We start from the raw sequence: 17662 nt of genomic DNA, 5'->3' as shown, positions 1-17662 counted from the left end.
TCTTCGGAGGGCTTTTTTGTGTCTGCTTTTTTGTGCCTGTTAGTTACCTTCGCCTGGCGGCATCTTGTGCCATGCTATGGGGCAAAGGCTTCTTCTTCGGTTTCTTCCGGTATTTCTTCGGCTTGGCCGCCACGCAGTCCACAACCAGACATGTGAGAAAGGGTTCTCTCCAGACTTTCCAGTTGTTGGTCGGTTAAGCGGATGATGTTGCCACAAACGCGGCATGTGGATTTGCGATCTATCCGTAATTTCTCAGCAGGCTGTGATGTGTAGTTTTTACACTCAGGGCAAGGCAGCGGGTACTGAACAACAGAAGCAACAGAAGACATAAGCAATAAATAAACAATAACAAGTGTTGAAGCTGATTTATACAGCATTAAAGGTATTGTTTGAAGGGCATTGCGTGCGAAGTGTAAGAATGGTCGGGGTAGAGAGATTCGAACTCCCGACATCCTGGTCCCAAACCAGGCGCGCTACCAGACTGCGCTATACCCCGAATGCTGTGTTGGCTCCCCGAGCTGGACTTGAACCAGCGACCAATAGATTAACAGTCTACTGCTCTACCGACTGAGCTATCGGGGAACATCTCAACAGCGGGACGAATATTACGGATTTCGCCGGATGCCGTCAACACCTTTGTTTCAAAAAATCATAGAAAACAAAAAGATAGAGGGAACGTCGGAGCTGCAGAGCAGCCCCGACGCTGAACTTCAAGCGAGGGCTTATTTACCCTGTTTAAAGATGTTCTCATAGACGTAGTTAGTGGCTTCAACGAAGCCATCAATGCTACCGCAGTCGAAACGGGTACCACGGAACTTATACGCCAGCACACAGCCTTCCTGAGCCTGCTTGAGCAGAGCATCAGTGATCTGTACCTCACCGTTCTTGCCTGGAGGGGTATCTTCGATCTTATCAAAGATATCCGGCGTCAGAATGTAACGACCGATAATCGCCAGGTTGCTTGGTGCATCTTCTTTCGCTGGTTTTTCGACCATGTCAGTGACGCGGAAGAGGCCATCTTTCATTTCTTCGCCAGCAATAACGCCGTACTTATGGACTTCGTCTTCCGGTACTTCCTGAACTGCAACGATAGAGCAGCGGAACTGTGAGAAGACTTTCACCATCTGAGCCAGTACACCTTCACCGTCGTCACCGGCAACACAGAGGTCATCGGCCAGCACAACAGCGAATGGCTCATCACCCATCAGGTATTTGCCAGAGAGAATAGCGTGGCCCAGACCTTTCATGTGGTTCTGGCGCTTGAAGGCGAACTCATTCTCGTCAATGAGGGTACGGATAGAGGTCAGCAGGCTTTCTTTGCCTGACCCCTCAATTTCTTTTTCGAGCTCGTAAGAGATATCGAAATGGTCAGCAATGGCACGTTTACCACGGCCGGTGATGAAACCTATGCGATCAATACCAGCCTCAGTTGCTTCTTCTACGCCATACTGTACGAGAGGCTTGTTAACGATTGGGAGCATCTCTTTGGGCATTGCTTTGGTGGCTGGAAGGAAGCGGGTTCCGTAGCCGGCTACCGGGAATAGGCATTTGCGAATCATTGGCATCTTTCCTTGTTCAGACATGTAGTTTGTAACCTCAGATTAGGGGGCAGATTATGGCAGATTTGTTACCGTTTTGCGTCACCCTGCGGTATCGCCCTGATTTTTTATCGAGCACAAAAACGCTCGCCCTGAGTCACAATGGTGCAAGTATGATGCCGACGGTATGGAACGTGCTTGTTATTAAAGAGAAGTTAGCCTGAGCCCATGAAGCATTCTGTGTGGGGGCTAAAGCGAAGCAGGCACGCTTCAACTATTAATTGGAAGGTAAGTGGAAGCCGTGAGAGGATGAAGCTGCGCCCCAAAATGAATCACCGGAGGTAATGAATGCACATAGATGCACCGTTTGAACTGGTTCTGTTCGGTGGGCTGGGAGATCTGGCTCTGCGTAAGCTGATGCCCGCACTGTTCTTACTGGAGAGAGATGGACGTCTCCCGGATGGCGCCATCTACGCAGTCACCCGTCGTGATATGGAACGGAACGAGTTTGTCAGTAAAATCGAGAGCTCGGTGAAGTCACATGTTCCCTCCAATTACCTTGAAAAAGAGCCTCTCGATCGCTTCCTGAACAAGGTGCACTGCCTTACTCACGACGTAAATGATCATGAGGGCTATAAAAACCTGAGTAAGACGCTGTCGTCGGAAGACATCAACCGGCTTTACTACATGGCCACGGGGTCTGACCTGTACACGCCCGTTTGCAAGGGGCTGCATGATGCGGGGCTGATTAAGAGTCACAGCAAGATTGTTCTTGAGAAACCGATCGGTCACGACCTGGATACGGCTCAGGCCATCAATGAGACCGTGGCAGAGTACTTTAAAGAACAGCAGATTTACCGCATTGATCACTACCTGGGTAAAGAGACAGTTCAGAACCTGATGGTGCTGCGATTTGCCAACTCACTGTTTGAATCGCAGTGGAATCAGAACTACATCGACCATATACAGATCACGATCTCTGAGCAGCTGGGTGTCGAGCAGCGGGCGGGTTTCTATGAGCATGTCGGTGCCATGCGAGACATGTTTCAGAATCATTTACTGCAATTGCTGTGTATTACGGCGATGGAACCACCGGCCAAGCTGGAGCCGGATGCCGTACGCGACGAAAAAGTAAAAGTTCTCAAGGCGCTGAAGCCGATTACCGGTACTGCAATTAATGAGAATGTAGTACGTGGTCAATACGACTCCGGTGTTGCCGAAGGTAAGCCCGTTCCGCGCTACCGTGATGAGCCGGGTGTGCACCATAAATCTCTGACCGAAACCTTTATATCAGCCAAAGTAGAAATTGATAACTGGCGCTGGGCGGGTGTGCCATTTTATCTTCGTACGGGCAAGCGCCTTGCGGAGCGGGCTTGTGAAATAGTGGTGCAGTTCAAAGAAATTCCACATTCTATTTTTCCGCTTCAGCATAAAAATACCATGGCAAATAAGTTGATCTTCAGGCTTCAGCCGGATGAAGGTGTACGCTTGATGTTGTGTGAAAAACGCGTAGGCCCTGGCATGAATGTTCGGCCAATGAACCTGAGTCTGAATCCGTCTAATCAACGGCAGACCCGTGTCCCGGAAGCTTATGAACGACTCCTGTTTGATGCGCTCAGCGGAAACGCTACATTGTTCTTAAGGGACGATGAATTGTTGGAGGCCTGGCGCTGGGTTGACCCAATTATTAAGCACTGGGAAGAGCAGGAACAACGACCAGAACCTTATACTGCAGGTAGCTGGGGGCCGGCTGCGGCCACCTTGTTACTTGCGCGCGATGGCCGCCTGTGGGATGAGAACAGTTGAGCACGTCGATAATAAAAATGGAGAAGCGATAAATGACAGACAACAGATTTAAATCATCAGATTCACTTGCCCGTCAATTAGCGGATGATCTCGCAGGAAAAATGCGCGAAGCAATCGAAGCTCGTGGTCGTGTCTGCATTGCAGTGAGCGGTGGTTCAACACCAGTTCGGTTTATGGAAGAACTTTCCAAACGTAAGCTCGACTGGAGCAAAGTGCGCATCACTTTGGTTGATGAGCGTTGGGTACCTCTCGATGATGCGGCAAGCAACGCTGCGCTTGTACGCAGGCACCTGTTACAGAATGAAGCTGAGCAAGCGTATTTCTTACCATTAAAAAACTCAGCACCAAATCCGGTTGACGGTTTTATGGAGTGTGAAAATAGTCTGCACGAACTGATGGTCAGGCTCGATTTTGCGGTGTTGGGAATGGGAAATGACGGACACACAGCATCCTGGTTTCCGGGTTCCGAGGCATTGCCAAAATGCCTGGATGAGGGCAACGCTGCATGGTGCTGCCCTGTCACCGATGAGCCTGTGGATTTACCTCGGATGACGTTGACCTGGGGGCTTCTTTCTAATTGCCGTCACCTCTACCTGCACTTTGAGGGGGATGAAAAAAATAGCGTTTATGCCAAGGCGCAGAAAGAAGATGAGCGACAAAATATCAGTGCCATGCCTGTCCGAACTGTGCTGTATCAGTCACAGGTGCCATTAAGTATTTTCCGGAGCGAGTAATGACGCATCGCATTATTGAAGACGTTACTGAAAAAATTCGCCAAAGAAGTCTCGCAACGAGAGCTGCGTACCTCTCTCAAATGGAGGCCGCAGCACAGCAGGGGCCAGTAAGAACTGCACTCAGCTGTACAAATCTGGCACACGACTACGCCTCGGCCAGTGATGACGAGAAAATGATTCTTACGAGTAGTAGCCGCGGCGCCAATATCGCCATCATTAATGCGTATAACGATGTACTCTCTGCGCACGCACCGTATCGTCATTACCCAGAAAAACTGAAAACCTTTCTGGCAGAAAAACATCATGTTGCACAGGTTGCAGGTGGTGTGCCTGCGATGTGTGATGGCGTGACTCAGGGACAGACAGGGATGGAAATGTCGCTGTTCAGCCGTGACGTGATCGCCATGAGTACGGCGGTGGCATTATCCCACCAGGTATTCGACGGCAGTTTGATGCTCGGCATCTGCGACAAAATTGTCCCAGGTCTGCTGATGGCTGCATTGCGATTTGGTCATCTGCCTGCTGTCTTTGTACCTTCTGGCCCCATGCACAGTGGCATCAGTAATTCAGATAAGGCCAAAACCCGTCAGGCGTATGCGAAGGGCGATGTCGGTGAAGCTGAGCTGCTAAAGAGTGAAATGGGCTCTTACCACAGTGAGGGTACCTGCACCTTTTACGGAACAGCTAACTCCAATCAGATGCTTATGGAGATCATGGGCCTGCAACTGCCGGGGTCGTCGTTCGTTAGCCCGAATGGTGCGTTAAGAGATGCCTTAACCCGAGCCGCAGCGCATCAGCTGGCTGAGATTACCGCGCTTGAACCCGGCTATATGCCGATCGCCAGAATCGTTGATGAAAAGGTCATGGTCAATGCCATGGTCGGTCTGCTGGCAACAGGAGGTTCAACCAATCACAGTATTCACCTGGTCGCTATAGCGCGAATGGCCGGCATCATTATTGATTGGCAGGATCTGGCCGAACTGTCAGACGTTGTTCCCTTGTTGACGCGGATGTACCCGAACGGAAGTGCCGATGTGAATGCGTTTGAGGTGGCAGGTGGTATGCCGTTCCTGATTCGGGAACTGCTCGACGCCGGGCTTTTGCACGAGAATGTGAATACGGTTCTCGGCGAAGGATTGCGCCAATGGTGCAAGAGGCCTGCGCTTGATCCGGCGGGAGAGCTTATTTGGGAGAATGTCGCCAGCGAATCTGCAGACTTATCGGTGCTTGCTCCTGCGAACGCGCCTTTTTTGCGCGAAGGTGGTATGAAGCTGGTCAGCGGCAACCTCGGTCGGGCGATGATGAAAGTATCTGCGGTGCCTGATGATCGCTGGGTGATTGAAGCGCCTGCGCGTGTTTTCCTTGATCAGCAACAGGTGCTCGCGGCCTATCAGGCCGGTGAGCTTAATCAGGACGTTATTGTGGTCGTCAAAGGGCAAGGGCCGCGTGCGAATGGCATGCCGGAGCTTCATCAGCTTACTCCCGCACTGACTAACCTGCAGGAGGCCGGATATCGTGTCGCACTGGTCACTGATGGGCGACTCTCGGGTGCATCAGGCAAAGTACCAGCGGCAATACATCTCAGCCCAGAAGCCCTGGCCGATGGCCCACTGCACTATATCGAAGACGGTGACCTTATCAGTCTGGATGGTCATGCAGGAACACTTGAAGTCGTTACGGAAGGATTTAACGAACGCTTAAAAGAAACGCGTGAGGCGCTTGATGTCAGTGCGTCGTCACAGGGTGTCGGGCGTGAATTATTTGCCGGATTCAGAACGTTGGCAGGGCCAGCGGATGAAGGTGCGATCAGCCTCGGAGGCGTGTAACTATGTGGAGTTATAACTATGTGGGATGAGTGGCTAACACAATCAAAGCCTGTGATGCCGGTGATCGTAATTGATGACATTGATACTGCAGTGCCTATGGCTCAGGCGCTTGTCGCCGGCGGTGTGAAACTTCTTGAAGTCACACTGCGAACTCCGGCCGCGTTGGCTGCCATCAGTGAAATAAGTCGCAATGTACCAGAGGCGATTATTGGTGTAGGCACTGTAACATCACCTGATCAGCTGCACGCTGCACTGAATCGGGGCGCTCAGTTTGCTGTCAGCCCAGGCTTTACGCCCAACCTGCTGGCGGCTGCCGCTGAGTGGGGGGGGCCGTTTCTCCCCGGTGTCGCGACTCCGAGTGAGGTCATGCAAGCTCGGGAAGCGGGCTTCAGCAGAATGAAGTTCTTTCCAGCGGTACCCAGCGGTGGGCGCTCCATGCTGAAAGCGCTGGGAGCTCCGATGCCAGAGGTGAGCTTCTGTCCGACGGGGGGGATCAGCGCCGAAACCTACCGTGATTTTCTCGCCCTCGACAATGTATTTGCTGTCGGAGGTAGCTGGCTGACACCGTCGAATCTGATGTCGGCACGGAACTGGCAAGCCATAAAAGATCTGGCTTCAGAAATTTAAGGGAAACGCATGGCTCAGGCGGCACTGGATCAATTTACCCAACGTGTTACAGAAATTTATGGTGACGCGCAGAATAACCAACAGATTGCGCGGGAAATTCTGACCATTTGTCAGTGTTTCGCAGATAAAACTTCCCGCAGCGTACTCGATGTTCCGACCGCGACTGATCACAAGCGCTGGTCGGAAGAAGATGTCATTCTTATTACCTACGGCAACAGTGTTCAGACTGCCGATGAGATGCCATTAAAAACGTTGTCGGACTTTCTTAAAGAGCGTCTGGCGGATGTTATCAACTCGGTCCATATACTGCCGTTCTTTCCATACAGCTCGGACGATGGCTTCTCAGTGATTGATTACCGGCAGGTACACCCGGATTGGGGAACATGGGAAGACGTTGCCTCGATCGCTGATAATTTCGATCTGATGATCGACCTGGTGATTAACCATTGCTCGCGTGAGAACCTTTGGTTTATCGACTATATCGGCAATCGTGAGCCTTACACCGATTATTTTATTGAAGTCGATCCCAGCACCGATGTGTCGCTGGTTACCCGGCCAAGGAACACTCCGCTACTGACGCCTGTACACACGCATCGCGGGGTCCGTCATGTCTGGGCGACATTCTCTGAGGATCAGATTGATCTCAATTTTGCCAACCCGGATGTTCTGTTCGAGTTTGTAAAAATCTATCTTTTTTACATAGAGCAGGGCGCGCGTTTTATTCGCCTGGATGCGGTGGCGTTTCTTTGGAAACAGTTGGGTACTAACTGTCTGCATCTGAGTCAGACCCATGCCGCGGTAAAACTTCTGCGTGACATTGTGAATTATGTAGCGCCTGAAGTCGTTGTGATTACTGAAACCAATGTACCGGTTAAAGAGAATCTGAGCTACTTCGGACATTCAGACGAAGCCCATATGGTTTATCAGTTTGGGCTGCCGCCTCTGGTGTTGCATGCGCTGAACCGGGGGAATGCATCTTTTCTGAGTGATTGGGCGGATGCGATTCCACCTCTGCCCGAGGGTTGTACTTATCTTAATTTTACCGCGTCGCATGACGGTATTGGCGTGCGACCGGTAGAAGGTTTGCTGCCTGAGCGAGAAGTTCAGGACCTGATTGATTCCATGCACCGTTTCGGTGGGTTTGTCAGTATGAAAGCCAACAGCGACGGCTCCGAAAGCCCGTATGAAATCAATATCACTTTGTTCGATGCCTGCATGGGAACCCGCCGTGGGCCAGATCATCATCAGGTTCAGAGATTCTTGTGTTCTCAGGCAATCATGTTGGCCATGCAGGGTATTCCTGCCGTGTATATTCACAGCTTAACGGCCTCTCCTAACGATCTTGAGCACGTCGAACAAACAGGGCGTACGCGGTCGATTAATCGTCGTATCTGGGAGGAACATGAGCTGGAATATCTGCTCTCGAATCCGGTGACACCTCAGGCAGAAGTCTTTACTGAGCTGACCAGAATGCTGAGAATTCGGCGAGCTCAGCCAGCCTTCAGCCCTGATGCTCGCCAGGACGTAGTCAAAATTAATACCGACCTGTTTATTCTGAAACGAACGAGCGAAGACAATAGTCAGCGAATCTTCGCGATTTCCAACGTGACGGAGCGCATACTGAAGTTGCCGCTGGCCACACTCGGCTTTCTGGAGAATGGTTTGTCTGATTTACTGGCGCATGAGAAACGCATTGTCGAGGATGAGCTGGTTCTGTATCCGTATCAGACCGTGTGGCTATCAAACACCTGAGATGATGCTTGTTGACGTGTTTAACTGAAAACGCCCCGCATTGCGGGGCGTTTTTACAGTATAGGTGTGCCTGACTAATCAGATATCACCAAACTCACTATTATCTGCTTCTACCGCTTCATACAGGCGATCAAGAATATCAGGCACGGCAGAAATTACGCGGTTCCAACTTGGGATAAACGGCGTTTCCATTGGGTTCGCCAGGAAGTGCTCACCCGCGTTCATGATATTTTCGGCAAAGAGCTCAACGGCTTTTTCTTCGGAGTGACGATCAAGTTCCAGACCGTTCATCCGTGCATCATTGTGGTAGGTCTCAATGAAGTCGAGAGCCACGCGGAAATAAGTCGCTTTAATGGTGCGGAAGGTTTCGGTTGTGAAAACTTCCCCCTGCGTTGCTAGCTTACGGAAGATGGCTTTACAGATATCCGTGCTCATTTTCGAGAGACCCGCGCTTGCATCCGCTTCTGACAGCGGCTGGTGTTTGTGGTCGTACACATCGGCAATATCAACCTGACAGATGCGGTTGGTTGCGTAGTTACGCTTCATCTCTGACAGAACACCAATCTCCAGGCCCCAATCGCTAGGAATACGAATATCGTTGAGTGCATCGGCACGCATCGAAAACTCACCAGAGAGCGGATAGCGGAAGCTGTCCAGGTACTCGAGAAAGTCGAGTGAACCGTAGACTTTTTTAAGGGCACGAAGCAAAGGTGTCACGAGCAGACGGCTGACGCGACCGTTCATTTTCTGTTCTGCTATTCGTGTGTAGTAGCCTTTACCGAAAACGTAATTGAAGCCTGGATGCGCAACTGGATAAATCAGGCGTGCCAGCAGACTACGGTCGTACGTGACGATGTCACAGTCGTGAAGTGCAACGGATTCGGCGCGACCACTGGCGAGCACATAGCCATAGCAGTACCAGACATTGCGACCTTTACCCATTTCAGTAGGGGAGAGGCCTTTCTCCGCAAGCATTTCATCAAGTTTGCGAAGGCGTGGGCCGTCGTTCCAGAGGATCCGATGATGTTGTGGCAGTTTCGAAAAAAACTTTTGAGCGAACTCGTACTGAGATTGGTCGGCGCGATCAAGGCCGATAACGATCTCGTTCAGATATGGAACCTGAGCAACTTCGTCAATGATGTTTGACAGTGCGGGGCCTTCCAGTTCAGAGAACAGAGATGGCAGAACCAGTGACATGGGCCGCAGGCGTGAAAAGCTCATTAATTCACGTTCAAGATCTTCCACCGGACGGTCAGTCAGGTTGTGTAGCGTGGTTACAATGCCGTTCTGATAAAAATCAGCCACCGCAATTCTCCTTAAGCAGTTTTTCTAATAATGGTAATAAGGTGTGGTTCCAGCCCTTGGGGCCTTTAAAGTCGGCTGTCTGAGCCCTTGGGTTCGTCAGTTCAAGGGTACCGGATTCGCCCGGTATCACAACTGGGTAGTCGGAGGCCTCAAGCATGGCCCGGTCGTTCTCTCCATCGCCCAATGAAATCACGAGTGGGGCCTCATCGAGCCCCCAGTGTTGTTGATAGAATTCTTTGAAAAAAGTCACCGCAGAGGCTTTATCGGCGTCTCCCATCACGTGATAAAAACGTCCGCCTTTGAGCAGTCTGAGGCCATGCGCCATTAGTGCTTCGCGAAACGCAGGAATCTTATCCTCTTCATCACGCCACAGAAGTGGCTCCGTGGCTGCTCGTTGACGCGCGTGATGAGCATCATCGATAGACAATCCGGTAATGGCAGCGACTTCGGTGTCTGTCATGTCGTTAAAACCACGGAAATTGAAGCCGTCTTTACGCAACTGGTTGAGTACTTTCAGAATATCCGTATACCCCGCGCCCGGAAGCTCACAATGCCACGCGTCTTCGTTATCGAAGTAGTAGATGGCGCCACCGTTCTCGCAGACGTAGGGCGATGTATTAGCCAGTTGACGCCGTAATTGAGTCACTTCTGGCTGCGTTTTACTGGTATTGAATATCAGCGGAATATTATGTTGCTGCAGAAAACTCAGAGCATCCCGTGCGGCAGAAGTACTGTAGTCATTATGGTCGAGGAGAGTCCCGTCCAGGTCGGTCAGGACGATCACAGGTAATGTAGGAGTAGAGCTCATTACGATGGGGTTCCCGGTTGGACATCCGCAACTTTGTGCGCGTCGTTAATCACGAGTACCAGATTGGCAATATCCGGGAGCCGGGTCAACGCTTGTTGAGTCAGTCGTTCATAATGTTGAATGAAACGTCTGATGCCAGCGTTATCCAGACTGCGGTCGGTGCCACCTTTTGCCATTTTTTTATTGCCGATTTCCTGTTCTGTACGCCAGCGCTGTACAGCACTCATATCCGGTACTTTCAGCATCAGCAGGAAATCGATCATATCGAACCAGGCTTTGTAGTCACCGGCAAGCTGTTGATTAACCCAACCACGCCAGGTGCCATCCGGGTCTTCCTGCGCTTCCAGTTCATTCACCGGTGCGGTCAGAAGAGTATCATCCACTGCCTGGCAACCAACGCACCATCCTTCAAACAGAATGGCATCAACGGGACCAGTGATACTATGCCAGTCAGCTTCAGCAAGGCGGTCGTCACTGGCTTTATCGAATGCCGGAATCTGGCATCTGGCCTCTGGCGCCAGAGAACGCAGAGTGTTGAAAAGTTCGATGCCTCGCTGTACTTCATGGGTACCGGGAACGCCACGCGTCTGTAAGAGCGGATGGACTGTCTGGCTCAGGTGAGTACGGTCGGCGTGACTCAGGTAAAGATCATCAATAGAGACAACGACCACGTTCCAGCCAAAGACTTGTTGGTAGATATCTTTCAGTGCCAGAGATAAGGTACTTTTGCCCGAGCCCTGACCGCCATGAATACCAATGATCAAAGGCGTATCAGACGCTGTTATCTTTTCTGCGAGGCAAGTGGCCAGCGGTGCCCATATTTCGTCCCACTGGCTGTGCCAGCCGGGCGGTATGCGTTCATCGCGCGGGGGATGTTGCTGTATTTTCTTCAGCGTGTCGCTATCGGGTTGCAGCGAGGTAGGCCATCCGGGCATAGCGAGACTCCGAGGTTATTTTTCATTGTCTGAATTGTTTGCACGCACTATGCCACTTACGAGGGCGCTGAGATACACTGACGCAATCAGGCACAGCGCGCGGTTTGTGGATAAAAACGGGATTGCAGTGCGTTATTTTGGTGCGTTCAGTAATTTTGATTTCAGAGCGCACAGTTTTGGGGCGTAGTTATGAGTAGAGTGGCATATCAAGGGACAGCAGGGGCTTATTCTCATCTTGCTTGTACCAAGGTCTTTCCGGATTGGGAGCACCTTGCCTGCGACGATTTTATCGGTGCTCTCGACCTGGTAAGTAATGGCTTTGCAGAACGGGCAATGATTCCACTCGAGAATTCGACCGCAGGGCGCGTGGAAGAGATTTATCGTCTGATCCCCAGAACGCAGTTGTTTGTTATTGCAGAACATTTTGAACCCGTAAATCACTGTTTACTGGCGCTTCCCGGAGCATCACTTGACCAGCTTAAGCGGGTCCGCTCGCACCCTCAGGCACTGGCTCAGTGTCATCAGCGGATGATCAATCTGGGTCTGAAGCAGGAAGCGGCAGTGGATACCGCGATGTCGGCCCAAGGGCTCGCAGACCAGGGCGATCTTACCGTTGGTGCTATTGCGTCATCGCTCGCCGCCGAACTGTACGGGTTGGATGTTCTTCATGAAAATTTTCAGGATGTGATGGGCAATACCACACGCTTTCTGGTGTTTTCGAAAGAGGCAGAACATCAGAAGTATGAGCCCGGGAAGCGCTACCTTACGAGTGTGCTTTTCTCTGTGCGGAATATTCCGGCGGCGCTGTACAAAGCATTGGGCGGTTTTGCCACCAATGGCGTGAACATGGTGAAGCTCGAGAGTTATATGGATGGCGGTACGATGGAGGCGAGTCATTTTCATCTGGATATCTACGGTCACCCAGATCAACCTGCTGTTGCTAATGCCATGGAGGACTTGCGTTATTTTGCGCGGGAGGTGCGTATACTGGGCAGCTACCCGATGCACTCCTACCGTAAGTCAGCGGCGTTTGTCTGAACTCACTCCGTCTCAGGCAGCCAGATGCTGAACAGGTTGCTGAGCGTGTTCTTGCGAATGGGTTTCGTCACCAGGTCATCCATCCCCGCGTGACGCGCCATTTGTTCGAACTCTCCGCCCAAATGGGCAGTCAGAGCAATAATAGGCGTGCGGCGGGTGATGCTGTTTGAGTCGCTGTCCTGTAAGCGGCGGATTTCGCGACAGGCGTCGTAGCCATCCATCACCGGCATTTCGCAATCCATCAGAATAAGATCGACTTGCTCCGGACGCTTTCCATAGGCCGCGAGAATCTGAGCGCCGTTTGAAAATACCTCGCACTCCATATTCAGGTGGCGCAGCATTCCTGAAATTACCTTTTGATTGACGATGTTGTCTTCAGCGACCCAGATTGTGCCTTTGCGATAGCCCTTCGTCACATCGGTGGATTCTGCTTGAACCTGTATCAGGTTTGATATCTGATGCAACAGAACATGAGAGCGCAGAGGACGTTCGCTCTGGCGTTCAATACCGATGCGAGGCCAGTAGTCGTCAACAACACATATCAGGTTTTCTGGAATCGTTTTATCCACTGGCAGCGTATCGACGATCATACAGTCCAGCGGTGTGTGGAAGCGACTCGTCATCTCTTCGAGGCCAAGCCGGTTTGCAATCATCTTAACAAAGCGTCGTTCGACAGGATTTGATAACTCGATAAAACAGGTGCGCCCAGACAAGTCTGGTAGTGCCTGAGGGGCCCCCGGTGCAACATCAGGCAGTCTTATGGTGAAGGTGGACCCCATGCCCGGAGCGCTGTTGAGCGAGATCTCGCCTCCTAATAAATGCGCAAGCCTTTGGCTGATAGTGAGCCCCAGGCCTGTTCCACCGTATTGCTTGCTTGTGTTCGGCGTCGCTTGGGTAAAACTATGGAATAAGCGACTGCGTTGCTCTTCTGATATGCCGATGCCAGTATCGATAACATGAATCTGCAGCTCAGGTTCCCGCCATTCCAACCGTACTTCAACCTGACCGTGCTCGGTAAATTTCACAGCATTATTGATCAGGTTATTCAGTACTTGTCGGAGACGCATTTCGTCCGTATTGATGGTGGTGTACAGCGGTGTCCCCAAATCGGCCGTTAAGGTCAGTTGCTTATCAAGGGCTTTCTGGCTGTGCAGCATCAAACACTCGTTGATTAGAGGAGCCAGCTCAACCTGTCGCCGTTCGATAATCATTTTACCCGATTCAATTTTTGAAAGATCGAGTACATCGTTGAGAAGTGACAAAAGGTTTTCGCCCGAACTGGCGATGGTACTGATGTAGCGTTTTTGCTGGTTGTCGAGACGGGTGTGTTGTAGCAGTTCTACCATCCCCAGCACGCCATTGAGAGGGGTCCGGATTTCGTGGCTCATCATCGCCAGAAATGCAGACTTAGCATTCGCTTCGGCATCTTTTTCCGCTAACGATGCCTCTGACTTGCGTAACTTCTCTTCACTTTGAATCGAGCGTTTGCGTGCTGCAATAATATCTTTGCGTGCTCGAATCTGTTCGAGGCGTTGCTCGTACAGTCGCAGGACAATGGCAAGGCTATGTATAGCGATCAGGCTCACTGCACCAATATGCGCCGCATGAGCGATAATGTCGTTCGTAGGAATAACGCTCTGGCGCGCAAGACTGTGTATAACGATCGCGATAGCGAGCGCATAGACGCCAAGGGTATACACGGCTCGTGATGCGGATAGCAGCGGCTGAGACAGACTCGCTGAGATGATCAGAAATATGGGCGTCATTATTGTAACAACCCGCATAATCAGCGCGGTGGTGTGTACATCGGTGAACAGAGCCGATACTGCACCAGCACCGGTGAGCAGTACCGCGATTTTATAAACCAGCGTCAGGGCGCGCCTGTTTGGCCCTGCGACTTTCAGAAAACTCATGCTGAATAATATGATTAACAGCATGGCAAAGCAGGAAGTCAGAAAACTGGACTGCTCTTCAAACCCCGGCCAACCCGGCCATAAGTACCGATAACCTAAGCCGGTATGGGCCCAGAAGAACAGCAGGTAGGTCGAAATAAAGCCACAGAACAAGAGCATATAGCGTTCGCGTATGACCAGGTAGACCGCCAGGTTGTAAAGCAGAAGTGCGAACAGAAACCCGGAGTACAGGCCGAAATAAAGTTGTTTCTGCTGATGTGCGCTACGCAGCCCGGCATCTCTGTAAAGGCGCAAGGGGAGGTTCAGCAATACGTTGTTTTCAACGCGCAGATAAAGAACGTAGTCACCGGGTTGATCAAATGGTAGTTCGAAACTGAACGAGAGTTTTGCTTTTTCTGTCGCTTTTGAATGAACAGGGTTGCCATCTTCTGAGGAGGCTATGAGTTCATCACCGCGGAACAACTTCATATCAACACGTTCAATTCTTGGGTAGTCCACATCTGCGAACCAGCGATCTCCGATTTCATTGATATTAATTGGCAGGCGATACCAGTGAGGTGGGCTTGATACTCCGGGATTCGGGACCATGGCCCTGACTTGAGTCCATGGCAATGCATGCGAGTGTATGTCGTCTGGGTTTATTTGCTCTGACTCAGACCATTCCTGGAGCGAATTTCCCAGCAGGCGACCCTCAATATCGTCCGTCAGCGTGAGAGCCTGGGCGGCGTAAGAGGGGAGTAAAAGCAGAAGCAGAAGTATCCTTACCGCCACGATAAGTCTCTCGCAAATGTTCTGAGTTTAAAGTTTAGTTGCAGTACTGTCATTGTCACTGATTGCTTTGGCCTTAACGGCTGCCGTTCCTGCGCCGGAAATGAGCGGGCGAGTCACCGGTCCAGCGTGAGAAAGCCCGGGTGAAGGCGCTGGTCTCCGAGAACCCTGTCGTGACTGCGATGTCCGCAACACTTAACTCTGAACCGGTCAGTAAGCGTTTGGCCTCCATCAGCCGCACGCTGTCTTTAATGGTCTGATACGTTGTGCCTTCCTGACGGAGCCTGCGTCGCAGTGTTGCTCCAGACAATGATAATGCGTCAGCCATGCCTGCAAGGTCTGGCATGTCACTGCCGGCCATACTCATCAAGCGGTGTCGGACTTTAGCACTGATGCTTTCATGCGGATTCGGGCGGGCGAGAATATCAGCCGGGGAGTGCCCCAGAAATTCCTCAAGGCTGGTTGCTGACTGCACTACCGGGGCGTGAATCGCCTGTAGAGGAATCGTCAGAGACAAGCTATCGCAATTGAAGTTTACCGGTGTTGCGAACAGATCATCGTACAGGTCGGCATGGCGTGGCGCAGTGTATGGGCACTCAACTTTTAACAAAGGGATGCCCCGGCCTATAAGCCAGCTACAGAAGCGGTGCCAGATAACCAGCAGAGACTCGCTAAGAAAATGATCAGGATCGAAGTCTGTCTCGTGGGTAATAATCAGCCTGGCTCTGTGTTCGCCTTTCTCGATAGTAATCTGGGGAGAGTGAGGCTGCAGCCGGTAGAAGGAACTGGCTCTGCGTATCGCATGCTCAAGCGTGGCGCAGGTAATAATCGAACGCCCCATCATGGCAAAGGTGCGGAACACAACGGGCTCAGGGTTCAGGCCCATCGCTTCATCGTTAGTCTGGCGCCAGATAGTGAGCATCAATCTTGCGTATGACTCGGGTGCAAGCGATCCATCCCTGTTAAACGAATCGGGCCCGATTCCGGCTTCTCTCAAGATTGCATCGCGGGCATAGCCATGACGCTCAACCCCTTTTAAAGGTGCATCAATAAACGGAGCTGGAACTGAAAAGGAGGCCATAACAGCAAGCTGATGTGAAGTGTCAGGGGCCTATGATAGCAGGTCAGCGTTTAAACAGGGATGTGCGGTTGCGACCGCTTTCTTTGGCGTGATACAGCGCTTTGTCCGCGTTACTCAGCCATTCGCTGGCGCTAGGTGTATCGTCAAGACGTTCTGCTACGCCGATACTCGCGCTGATGGTATATTGCGAGTTTTTCCCGAGACTTAAAACCGAGCGGCGCAGTTTTTCGGCGATCTGCATCGCCTCGTCGGCACCTTTACCGGCGAGAATGACAGAGAAAATTTCACCGCCAAAACGTGCTGCGTGCTGTTCATCTCCGAGAGTTTTGAGGCCTGTCCCAATCCGGCGGAGGATTTCATCACACTGCTGGTGGCTGAGCGCATGGTTCAGGTCGCGGAAGTGATCCATATCGAGTAACAGCAAGCAGCCTTGCTGCTGACTGGCGTAGTAGTTCTCCAGAACATTGAGCCACGCGGATTTATTCGTTAAGCCGGTGAGGGTATCGCGAACCTGAATTTCACTGAGTGTCTGGTTTGCACGGGAAATATCAATTTTACCGACGGCAGTATCTGTCACATCGTAAATAATGACGCACAGATGGTCAGCCTGTCGGGTAACCGACTCCAGCGGGATGATACTGGTGTTCTGATACATGAACTTGCTACGGCCCGTGATCGGGCGCGAGTTTCTGAAGTGAAATAAGTAAGGACGCTGCTCCCAAATGGTGAAGGTCCGCGTTTTGAGCTGGAATACCGGTTCTGCTTTTTGTTTAAACCAGGTTTCGTCCAGATCCGGGAACAACGAGAACAGGTTTTTCCCTTTGGCCAGTTGCGGGCTGACACCACTGTGTCCTTCCATAAAGGCGTTCCAGAGCTGAACCTCGTAATTACGATCAAGCACCACCAGGCCGACGTCGATATTCTGGAGAATATCCATCAACCAGTGAATGTCTTTAATCGTGTCTACCTGGCCCTTATCACTCATGTGGTTAGCGTCTCTCTCTGTCGGATACCGGTATTAATCAAGAAGGTAGTCAATCTTCTTGTTCAGTGCTCGCACAGATTCCTCGGTGAACAACAAGAGGAGCTCGCACTCTATATTTACATGCTCAATGGTGTAGTGGATTTCTATCGCCAGGGCTTTGTCCCAGCCGTTATTGCCGTATGCAACCAAATCAGCCATATCGCAATGTTGCCCCAGCACGACGGGGTGCCCCTGGTTAAATACAATTTCCAGCTGATCGCCGATGCCATGGATGCAAGCACCGATCAATACCGACGCAGTATCCATAAGGAGTTCCAGCTCTGCAGACTGAGTCAGCGGCCCTGAGTACTTCATCAGAGACGCGAGGCTGGCGAATGAAGCATCATTGAACATCAACATTGCCTCGCCAGAGATACCCGCGCCAATAAAGCCCTGGCATACTGCGGATACACTGCTGTCGCTGGTGGCGCCCTGAAGCGCCATATTCAGATCGCTGTTCTCGATCACGCTGATTTTGGGAATAGGGAGCACCACATAGGCATTCAG

15 protein-coding genes and 2 tRNA genes are annotated in these 17662 nt (G+C 51.4%); 6 read left to right on the top strand and 11 right to left on the bottom strand.

Annotated features, from left to right (window positions below; genetic code table 11):
- Positions 1 to 74 precede the first annotated feature (74 nt).
- The 4 genes from B2R29_RS05215 to galU form a co-directional block, all read right to left on the bottom strand.
- Positions 75 to 377 (bottom strand): hypothetical protein, encoded by a 303-nt coding sequence (locus tag B2R29_RS05215; protein ID WP_301180096.1) that lies wholly within the window; start codon positions 375 to 377, stop codon positions 75 to 77.
- A gap of 42 nt (positions 378 to 419) precedes the next feature.
- Positions 420 to 496 (bottom strand) — tRNA-Pro (locus B2R29_RS05210).
- A gap of 10 nt (positions 497 to 506) precedes the next feature.
- Positions 507 to 582 (bottom strand) — tRNA-Asn (locus B2R29_RS05205).
- Positions 583 to 722: 140 nt separating this feature from the next.
- Positions 723 to 1559 carry a UTP--glucose-1-phosphate uridylyltransferase GalU gene (gene galU, locus B2R29_RS05200; protein WP_068440867.1) on the bottom strand — a complete coding sequence of 279 codons (837 nt, stop codon included), beginning with the start codon at positions 1557 to 1559 and terminating at the stop codon, positions 723 to 725.
- 327 nt (positions 1560 to 1886) lie between these two features.
- On the opposite strand from galU, the gene zwf reads away from it, so the two are divergent.
- The 5 genes from zwf to B2R29_RS05175 are packed head-to-tail and all read left to right on the top strand — an operon-like array spanning position 1887 to position 8283.
- Positions 1887 to 3344, top strand: a complete 1458-nt coding sequence (gene zwf, locus B2R29_RS05195; protein ID WP_301180095.1) for a glucose-6-phosphate dehydrogenase — start codon at positions 1887 to 1889, stop codon at positions 3342 to 3344.
- A gap of 32 nt (positions 3345 to 3376) precedes the next feature.
- The gene (pgl, locus tag B2R29_RS05190; protein WP_301180094.1) at positions 3377 to 4078 is read left to right on the top strand and encodes a 6-phosphogluconolactonase; all 702 of its coding nucleotides are present in this window, start codon (positions 3377 to 3379) and stop codon (positions 4076 to 4078) included.
- Positions 4078 to 5904 (top strand): phosphogluconate dehydratase, encoded by a 1827-nt coding sequence (gene edd / locus B2R29_RS05185; RefSeq protein WP_301180093.1) that lies wholly within the window; start codon positions 4078 to 4080, stop codon positions 5902 to 5904. Before pgl ends, edd begins: the two co-directional genes overlap by 1 nt.
- 18 nt (positions 5905 to 5922) lie before the next feature.
- A complete protein-coding gene (gene eda, locus B2R29_RS05180) occupies positions 5923 to 6531 on the top strand; it encodes a bifunctional 4-hydroxy-2-oxoglutarate aldolase/2-dehydro-3-deoxy-phosphogluconate aldolase (RefSeq protein ID WP_301180092.1) in 609 nt (202 codons plus the stop codon).
- Between the two features lie 9 nt (positions 6532 to 6540).
- The gene (locus tag B2R29_RS05175) at positions 6541 to 8283 is read left to right on the top strand and encodes a sugar phosphorylase (protein ID WP_301180091.1); all 1743 of its coding nucleotides are present in this window, start codon (positions 6541 to 6543) and stop codon (positions 8281 to 8283) included.
- A 78-nt stretch (positions 8284 to 8361) separates the two neighbouring features.
- Here B2R29_RS05175 and B2R29_RS05170 read toward each other — a convergent pair whose 3' ends face one another.
- From B2R29_RS05170 to B2R29_RS05160, 3 genes are read right to left on the bottom strand one after another with little or no spacing between them, the layout of a single operon-like run.
- A complete protein-coding gene (locus B2R29_RS05170) occupies positions 8362 to 9588 on the bottom strand; it encodes a glycosyl transferase (protein WP_076516155.1) in 1227 nt (408 codons plus the stop codon).
- Entirely contained in the window at positions 9581 to 10396 is an 816-nt protein-coding gene (locus tag B2R29_RS05165) for an HAD-IIB family hydrolase (protein WP_301180090.1), read from the bottom strand. Before B2R29_RS05165 ends, B2R29_RS05170 begins: the two co-directional genes overlap by 8 nt.
- Positions 10396 to 11331 carry a hypothetical protein gene (locus B2R29_RS05160; protein ID WP_301180089.1) on the bottom strand — a complete coding sequence of 312 codons (936 nt, stop codon included), beginning with the start codon at positions 11329 to 11331 and terminating at the stop codon, positions 10396 to 10398. The genes B2R29_RS05165 and B2R29_RS05160 overlap by 1 nt, the downstream gene beginning before the upstream one ends.
- A 189-nt stretch (positions 11332 to 11520) precedes the next feature.
- On the opposite strand from B2R29_RS05160, the gene B2R29_RS05155 reads away from it, so the two are divergent.
- Positions 11521 to 12369, top strand: coding sequence for a prephenate dehydratase (locus tag B2R29_RS05155; RefSeq protein ID WP_301180088.1), 849 nt, complete (start codon positions 11521 to 11523; stop codon positions 12367 to 12369).
- 2 nt (positions 12370 to 12371) lie between these two features.
- On the opposite strand, the gene B2R29_RS05150 is transcribed toward B2R29_RS05155, so the two are convergent.
- The 4 genes from B2R29_RS05150 to B2R29_RS05135 form a co-directional block, all read right to left on the bottom strand.
- On the bottom strand, positions 12372 to 15053 hold the full coding sequence (locus tag B2R29_RS05150) for a hybrid sensor histidine kinase/response regulator (protein WP_301180087.1): 2682 nt from the start codon (positions 15051 to 15053) through the stop codon (positions 12372 to 12374).
- A 73-nt stretch (positions 15054 to 15126) separates the two neighbouring features.
- Positions 15127 to 16131 (bottom strand): AraC family transcriptional regulator, encoded by a 1005-nt coding sequence (locus B2R29_RS05145; RefSeq protein ID WP_301180086.1) that lies wholly within the window; start codon positions 16129 to 16131, stop codon positions 15127 to 15129.
- 43 nt (positions 16132 to 16174) lie between these two features.
- On the bottom strand, positions 16175 to 17116 hold the full coding sequence (locus B2R29_RS05140; protein WP_301180085.1) for a GGDEF domain-containing protein: 942 nt from the start codon (positions 17114 to 17116) through the stop codon (positions 16175 to 16177).
- 33 nt (positions 17117 to 17149) lie between these two features.
- A partial coding sequence (locus B2R29_RS05135; RefSeq protein ID WP_301180084.1) for a histidine kinase occupies positions 17150 to 17662 on the bottom strand: 513 nt, incomplete at its 5' end.

Source organism: Thalassolituus sp. UBA3500 (assembly GCF_002377545.1).
Taxonomy (GTDB): Bacteria; Pseudomonadota; Gammaproteobacteria; order Pseudomonadales; family Oceanobacteraceae; genus Thalassolituus.
Note: the sequence above shows the minus strand (reverse complement) of the source record. Positions and strands in the feature narration are given on the sequence as shown.